5 protein-coding genes are annotated in these 8,132 nt (G+C 72.6%); all 5 read left to right on the plus strand.

Annotation, left to right across the window (positions count from 1 at the left end):
- Positions 1–443: 443 nt before the first annotated feature.
- Positions 444–1,907, plus strand: coding sequence for a hypothetical protein (locus ACY5KJ_RS08210; protein WP_462187637.1), 1,464 nt, complete (start codon positions 444–446; stop codon positions 1,905–1,907).
- Complete coding sequence (locus tag ACY5KJ_RS08215; RefSeq protein WP_462203104.1) at positions 1,904–3,373, plus strand: radical SAM protein; 1,470 nt, start codon at positions 1,904–1,906, stop codon at positions 3,371–3,373. Before ACY5KJ_RS08210 ends, ACY5KJ_RS08215 begins: the two co-directional genes overlap by 4 nt.
- A 107-nt stretch (positions 3,374–3,480) precedes the next feature.
- Entirely contained in the window at positions 3,481–5,007 is a 1,527-nt protein-coding gene (locus ACY5KJ_RS08220; protein ID WP_462203105.1) for a ferritin-like domain-containing protein, read from the plus strand.
- A complete protein-coding gene (locus ACY5KJ_RS08225) occupies positions 5,004–6,122 on the plus strand; it encodes a hypothetical protein (RefSeq protein ID WP_462187640.1) in 1,119 nt (372 codons plus the stop codon). Before ACY5KJ_RS08220 ends, ACY5KJ_RS08225 begins: the two co-directional genes overlap by 4 nt.
- A 320-nt stretch (positions 6,123–6,442) precedes the next feature.
- Positions 6,443–8,107, plus strand: coding sequence for an ABC transporter substrate-binding protein (locus ACY5KJ_RS08230; protein WP_462187641.1), 1,665 nt, complete (start codon positions 6,443–6,445; stop codon positions 8,105–8,107).
- Positions 8,108–8,132: the final 25 nt, after the last annotated feature.

Here is an 8,132-nt window from a genome sequence, read left to right on the forward strand (position 1 = left end):
GAGTTTGCTGGGATGGGTGAGGTGCATCGCGCCGAGCCCGGTGTTCTATGTCGAAGTCGTCGGGATTGACGGGGGCCCGGACGCGACTGTCGCTTGCGTCTCCCGGTCTGGTCGGCGGCTGGCCCAGCGGTTGATCCTCGCCCGGCGGGAAGGCCGGTGGCGGCCGGAATCCGGCGTTGTCTCGGGTCCGACAGTTCACCGCGCGGCGGCGGGTTCAGGATGGTAGATGACGGACCCGGTGTGATAGATGTAACGGCGAACGGTTTCGCCGTATCACCGTCGAGCCGTCGCCCGGATCGGTCACCCGGCTTGGCGGCGACGTTCGGGGGAGGCGACGTTTGGGACGCGATGACGTTTGGGATGAAACAGGCACGGCGCGCCGTCGGGTTCGACGGAAATACCGGTGAACGCCGGCGATCGACGGTGGTGGATTCCCGCATGGTATGACGCGGGAATCCACGGGTGACCGGCGTTTCCTCGGGGCGTCGGCCATCCTGGCGGGTGCGGGAGAACAGGAGATCTGGATGATCGACCAATTGTGGCTGTACCCGCCGCTTGCCTACGGGCGGTTGGGCCCGTCGCCTACCCCCTGTGACAACTACGTCTGGGGCCCCAACGACCTGTCGCCGCGGGGCACCGGGCGCACGATCGTCCAGCCGGCCGAGACCCTCGATGTCGCCGAGGACGGGACGGTCACCACCCGGCTGCCGGCGACGGTGACGTTCAAGGACGCCGCGGGATTCCGCCCGGTGTGCCCGTTCTTCGAGCTGCACGGCGCGTGGACGACCGACGGGGTGACGCACGAGGGGCCGATCACCCCCGATGTCCTGGCGGCCTTCGGTCTCAGCCTCTCCCAGGTGCGGTGGGAGGTGGAGGTCGCCAACCTCAAGCCGCATCACTACACGCAGGTCGACGACGACCGGATCGCCGCGAAGGTGAGCATCGCCGGCGACGACACCGGGCGGCGCCCGCTCGACGGGCGCTCCCCCGAGGGCGCCGCGACGCCGCTGGTGCCCGTCGGCAGCCGCGTCCCGCTGGGCAGCGTGCAGCTGACCCGGCCGAACACCGAGCTGCCGGAGCTGCGGCTGCGGTTCACCCCGGCCGTCGGCGCGGTGTACGGCCCGACGGACCTCCCGGCGCAGACGAGCGTCTACGTCCTGCCCGCGGACCGGCTCATCCTCAACCCGCAGTCGACGTGGAGCGGCTTCGCGCTGACCGGCGACGACCCGCGCACCAACCCGGGCGCCGAGAACAGCGCCAGCCTCGGGCTCGTCGACGACGTCTGCGACGGCACGGTGCGGGTCGTCCTGCCGGGGGGACTCACCGCGACGGCCCGGATCGTCGTCGGGCCGCCGGACTTCGCACCCGACCGGCGGCCGTTCACCTCGGCCGCGGACGGCCTGACCGACCGGGTCCGGCGCGCCGACGTCCGCGAGCCCGCCTACGTGGCGGACGCGGCCCGCACCACGCTGGAGGTCCGCGACCTGTTCGAGCGGATCTTCGAGACGGTCGGCGCGGTCAACATCGACGCCCAGAACGACCGGGCCCGGTTCGAGAACGCCGCGATCGCGCGGAGCCGGCGGGAGCCGGTCGAGTCGGTCCGGGACCTGGCGTTCCCGGCGGCCGAGCCGGTGACCGGCCACCCGCTTCCGCTGACCGAGGCGGGCCGGGCGCGCCACCGCCGGTTCCTGGCGCTGGAGGGGCTCGAGGACCTGTTGCGGGAGCGGCCCGAGCTGCTCCCCGCGGTCGTGCGCGAGCCGGCGACCAGGGAGCGTTACTACGACCGTCGCATGCCGGCGCTGATGCGCGGCTCCGACCGCCATCCGATGCACATCACCCGGCGGCAGTACGATCTTCTTCTCGCCTGGAGCGCCGCGCTGCGGCGGGACATCGAGTCCGGCACGTGACGGTCCTGCTGCAGATCGGTCGCCGCCCGCCGGGCTGGGAACCGCGGCCGGCGGAAGGAGAGCGGGCCGCCGTCTCGGGCGGCGCGCCGGATCCCGCCGCCGAGGTCCGCCTGTTCCGCAGCACACGGGGTGCGCACCTGTTCGTGACGGACGGCAGTCGGGTCTACGACCTGCCCGAGGACGTCGCGCGGCGAGTGGAGACCTGGCTGGGCTCGGGCGGGGCGATCGAGCTCGATCCCGGACTGCGCGCCGACCTGGGGCTGGAGCCGTCCACGCCCCGGCGCATCGACGGGCGTCCGATCGACCCGCCACGGCTGTCCGCCCTGTCGCTGAACGTCATGCAGGCGTGCAACATGTCGTGCGCCTACTGCTACGCCGACGAGGGGCGGTTCGGCGGTGCGGCCCGGGCGATGCCGCGCGGGGTCGCCTTCGCGGCGGTCGACCGCCTCCTCGCCGAGTCGCGGCCGGGCGCCGACGTCGTCGTGGGGTTCATGGGCGGCGAGCCGCTGCTCGCCGCGGACCTCGTCCATGAGGTCACCGTCTACGCGGCGCGGGCGGCCGCGGCCGCCGGGCGGCGGGTGCGGTTCTCCCTGACCACGAACCTGACCGTGCTGCGTCCCGAGGACGCCCGCCTCTTCGCCGAGTATCCCTTCGCCGTCTCGGTGAGCATCGACGGCGACCGGGACCGCAACGACGCGCTGCGGCGGCTGCCTGGCGGGGCCGGCGGGGCCAGTGCCTACGACCGGGTGCGGGCCGGGCTCGACCTGCTGGCCCGCCACGGGCGCCCGCGCCACCTCGCCGCCCGGATCACCGTCACCCCGGCGAGCGGCCGGCTGCGCGACGTCCTCGACCATGTGATCGGCCTCGGGTTCGACGAGGTCGGGTTCGCCGCGGTCGTCGCGTCGCCGGACCCGGCGCTCGAGTTCACCCGCCCGGCCTTCGACGAGTTCCTGCGGCAGATGGTCGAGTGCGGCGAGGTGGCGCTGCGCGAGCTGGCCGCCGGTCGCCGGTACCCGTTCGGCAACTTCGAGACCGCCATGCAGCAGATTCACCGCGGCAGCCATCGCCCCTACCCGTGCGGGGCGGGCGCGGGGTACCTCAGCGCCGCCGCGAACGGCGACCTGTTCGCCTGCCACCGGCTCGTCGACGACCCCGACTTCGCCATGGGGTCGGTGGCGGCCGGCCCGGACGACGCGGCCCGGGCGGGTCACCTCGCCCGTAGCCACGTCGACCGGATGAGCCCGTGCCGCTCGTGCTGGGCCCGGTATCTGTGCGGGGGCGGCTGCTATCACGAGGTCACCCGGCGCGGGCGGCCCGGCTGCGACTACATCCGTGGCTGGCTCGCCTTCTGCCTGCGGGCGTACGTCGAGCTGTCCGCGGCGCGTCCCGATTTTTTCGACGGGCGACCGCCGGCGTCGGCGATGTACGGCGGCAGCGGCAGTGACCCGACCACCGTCGCCCGGTGATGGTGCGCCGCCCGGTGGTGCGCCGCCCGGTGATGAGGCGTTGCTCGATGAACTCGATGAGGATGCGTCGCCCGGCGAGGTGCGTCGCTCGAGGAAGGGGCTGAAACATGGCGGATCCCGTGCCCGGGCCACCGGCCGGGAAGATCTTCCCCCGTAACCTGACAGCGCGGGCGGACCACGTTGTGCGCGGCAACCCGGCCGGCACCCGTCCCGAGAGCGGCGTCGACAACTGCTATCCGGGGCTGGAGTTCGACCAGCGTAACCTCGACAAGGCGTTCTTCCCCGGGCTGACCTTCGAGTTCCACCGTCCGGACGGCGCCGTGCTGCGCCACGTCGCCGCCACCGGTGTCGCCGCCGAGCGCGGCCTGACCGACGCGGATCTGCCCCTGCACCTGTGGGCGGCGTCCAAGCCCGACGTCGTCACCAGCGCGGACGGGCAGGTCCCCTACGTCAACTTCCAGCGGCGCGATCGCACCAGCGTTCCGCCGCCCGCCGACCTGGCGACCGAGGTCGGCCGCCGGGAGCTGGAACTGGACTACCCCGAGATGCTCCCTGCCTGGAACGACCTGGCCGTCGTGCTGGACGGCCGGGAGACCGGCGGGGGCGCGCCGCCGCCGCCCCCGGAGCCGGCTACCGACGAGCTGACCCGGGACGAGGTGCTCGCCGAGCTGAACTACCTGGCCACCGTCGAACATGCCCTGTCGATGGAGTACCTGTTCGCCCACTACTCGCTCGACGCGCCCCGGCTACTGCCCGACGACGCCGACGAGCACACCCGCCGCGTGCATGCCGCGGCCACCGAGGTGTTCTCCATCGCGGTCGACGAGATGCGGCACCTGCGCTGGGTCAACGAGGCGCTCACCCTGCTCGGCCTGCCCCCGAACGTCGGCCGGGCCGAGCGCATCCACCGCCAGCTCGACCGGCCGTTCCAGCTCCAGCCGTTGACCCCGGCACAGCTGGACTGGTTCATCGAGGTCGAACGGCCGAGCCAGGGAACGGCGTCGGGCATCGACGGGATGTACGTGCGGCTGCTGCGCACGATCGATGGACGGCCCGACCTCTTCCCCGAGCGGGACCGGCTCGTCCACCTCGTCAAGCTCATCATCGACGAGGGGGGTGAGCACTTCCGCCGGTTCGGCACGGTCAAGAATCACCTCGCCGGGCTCGCGCCGGAGAGCTATCTGCGCACGATGCGGCCGGATCCGGTCGACGCGCTCACCGGCGGTCTGGCGGATCTCAGCGACCAGAACTACGCTCTGCTGCTCAGCGCCCTGCAGGCGACCTTCGCCCTGGGGGGCCGGGCCGGCGGGCAGCTGCTCGAGCAGGCCCGTCGGGCGATGTTCAGCCTGCACGAGACGAACCACCTGCTCGCCGCGCGCGGCGTGCAGCCGCGCTTCGCCCTGCCCGGTCCGGTCACCCTGCCCATTCCGGTCGCCGACCACGCCGCCGGGCTCCGGCGGGCGCAGGAGACCGTTGCCGAGCTGGGCGGCTCGGCGGAGCGTCGACTCGTGCTCCAGCACGGGGCGGCGCACGAGGCCCTGCTCGCCGAGCTCCTAACCGCCGGCACCGCGCCGGCCTCCGCAACGGCCTCCGCAACGGACGGGGAGCCGGGCGGCTCCCGGACGGAGGAATGACCGAGGTCGTCGTCGCCGGGGCTGGGTTGGCCGGCCTGACCTGCGCGTACCTGCTCGCCGCCCAGGGACGGCCCGTCCGGGTGACCGGATGGCAACCGGATGCCCGTGAGCGGGCGCCGGATACCGGCGGTGCGCGTCCGCGCTGGCTGGTGCTCAACGAGCTGACCGTTGCCGTGCTCCGGGACGTCTGGGACGGCGGCGCCGGCCTGTTCGAGGACGCCTGGCCGATTCGGCACCGGCACGTCCGGTGGGGCGGGTCGGCCACGACGCGGCGGCTGGAGCAGCCCAGCCTGGCGGTCGACGGCAGCGTGCTGGTCCGCCGGCTGGGCGCACGGCTCGCCGAGGCGCACCCGGACCTGGTCCGGTTCACCCCGGATGGCCTCGCGTCGCCGCCTGCCGCGTGGCTGGTCACCGCCGCTGCGCCTCCACCAGGCCGACCGGCCCGACCCGTCGAGCTCGGACGCCGAAACATGATCAGCGCCGAGGTGCGGCTCGCGCCGGCCGAGCCCACCGCCACGAGCCGGCTGGTGGCCGCCGGGTCGGCATGGGTCTTCCTGGCGCCGATCGGCGAGCGGCAGGCGTTGGTGCAGGCGATGGTCCCCGGGCCCGTCGCCCGTCCCGTGCCGCTGCTTCATCGGCTTCTCGCCGAGACGGCGCTGGGAGCACGATTGACGGCGCTGCCCGAGACCGTCGTGGTCGTGCCCGCGGCGCCCCGGTTCCTGCAACCGCCCTGCGGGCCGGGGTGGTTCGCGGTGGGAGGCACCGCCGCCCGGTTCGACCCGCTCAGCGGCTCGGGGGTCGTTCACGCCGTCTGCACGGCGATCCTCGCCGCGGCGGCGATCGAGGCCATTGACCGGGGTGCCGACGAGCGGGACGTCCGCGCGCACGTCACGGCCCGGGTCCTAACCGCCTTCTTCGAGCACGTCCGCACCTGTCTGGGCCTCTACACCTCCGCCCTGGACACCTCGGATCCGGACACCTCCGCCCTGGCCGCGACGGCCTGGCGGGACGAGATCGACACGATGGCGGGTGCCCTGCGCCGGTTCGGCGCGGCCCCACCGCCCTCCTTCGGCTTCACCCTGGTGGACCGCCACCTCGTCGCTCATCCCCGTTGACGGCTCCACCGAGGTGGCGTGGCGCACCGCCGGACGGACATGCGCGACGCCGGGCGGGGCGCGCGGCACGTGCGGGTGGGCCTACGGGCGATGCGCACGGGCTTGCGGCCCGATGCCTATGAGCCGCGATAACAGGATGAACCGCTGCCTGTCTGGACTGGTACGGCAGTAGCACCATCGGCGACTACCTCCCCGTTCGTGCTGGTCCGTGCCCGTACGGCACGCGCCCGGGCCGCCGGTTGCGGCTCCGCGTGCCCCTCGGCCGCCGGGCCGCATGACCTGGTGAGGCCATCGTCGCGTCCGCCCTATCTGGAGCATCCATGAAACGCCCACGTTCCCGATTCCACCCCGCCGTCCGCGTCGCGGCCGTCGCGGCCGCCGCCATGCTCGGCGCCTGCGCGTCCGATCCGGCACCCGTCGGCTCCACCAGCGCGAACGGGGCGGGCGGAACACCGCACCGGGGCGGCACGCTCACCTTCGCGGTGGCCACCGAGGGCGACTGCCTCGACCCGCACGTCAGCCCGGCCGACGTCACCGCTGTCATCCAGCGGGGTGTGTTCGACTCGCTCGTGGCGCAGCAGCCGAGCGGCGGGGTCGGCCCGTGGCTGGCCACGTCGTGGACGGTCTCCGCCGACGCGAAGACGTTCACCTTCAAGCTCAAGGACGGCGTGACGTTCCACGACGGCACACCGTTCGACGCGGCGGCGGTGAAGGCGAACTTCGACCACATCGCGGCGAAGTCAACGAAGTCGCAGTACGCGGTGGCGCTGCTCGGCCCCTACGTCGGCACCGAGGTCGTCGACCCGCGCACGGCCAAGGTCACCTTCTCCAAGCCGTACGCGGCATTCCTCGCCGCGGCCGCCACGGCCTACCTCGGCATCGAGTCGCCGAAGAAGATCGCCGAAGCGCCGGACACCCTCTGCTCGGGCGGGCCGAACTCGGTGGGTACCGGGCCGTTTCGCTTCACCCGCTATGTGAAGGGATCGGTCGCCGAGTTCACCCGCAATGACGGCTACACCTCGGCCCCCGGCGGCGCGAAGCACACCGGCGCCGCCTACCTCGACAAGCTGGCCATCCGCTTCCTGCCCGAGGACGCGACGAGGGTGAGCGCGCTGCGCAGTGGGGAGATCGACGCCGCCGACGGCGTGCCGGCGCAGAACGTCGCCGCGCTCGAGGGCGATAACTCCCTGCGGCTGCTCAAGGTGATTCCGCAGAACGCCAACTACTCGATCCACTTCAACACCAGGCGTGCGCCGTTCTCCGACGAGCGGGTCCGCAAGGCCGTCCAGCGCGCCGTCGACGTCGACACGATCGTGAAGACGGTCTACGCCGGCCAGTACGCCCGCGCGTGGAGCACCCTGACGCCAAAGAACATCGCCTACGATCCCAGCCTCGAGAAGGCCTTCCCCCATGACGTCGCCGCGGCGAACAAGCTGCTCGACGAGGCCGGCTACACCGGCCGCGACGCCGACGGCTACCGCACGAAGAACGGCGCGCGTCTCGTCCTCGACTGGCCCTACGTCGGCGCCTTCAACCGCGAGCAGCGCGACATCGTCAGCCAGGCGGTACAGGCCGACCTGAAGAAGGCCGGCATCGCCACCAAGCTCTACTCGATGGACTCGGGCGCCTACACCACCCAGCGCAACGCCGGCGGCTACGACCTGATCGCCTACAGCTGGGGCAAGTCCGACCCCGACCTGCTCCGTACGCTGTTCGCCTCGAATCTGACGTTCACCCAGGGCGGGGCGAACAGTTCCGGGATCGCGGTGCCGGAGGTCGACGAATGGCTCGCGACCAGCGCCGGCACGACGGATCTCGCCGCCCGCAAGAAGGCCTACGGGCAGGTGCAGAAATATGTGATCGACCACGCGTACACCCTGCCGGTCTACGTGTTCACCCGGACTGTCGGCACGGCGTCGAAGGTCCACGACATCACCTTCGACGCGGACGCCTTCCCGCTGTTCTACGACAGCTGGGTGGGCTGATCTAGGACCTGTTTGGGAAGTATGT

This window comes from Frankia sp. CcWB3 (genome assembly GCF_977927595.1).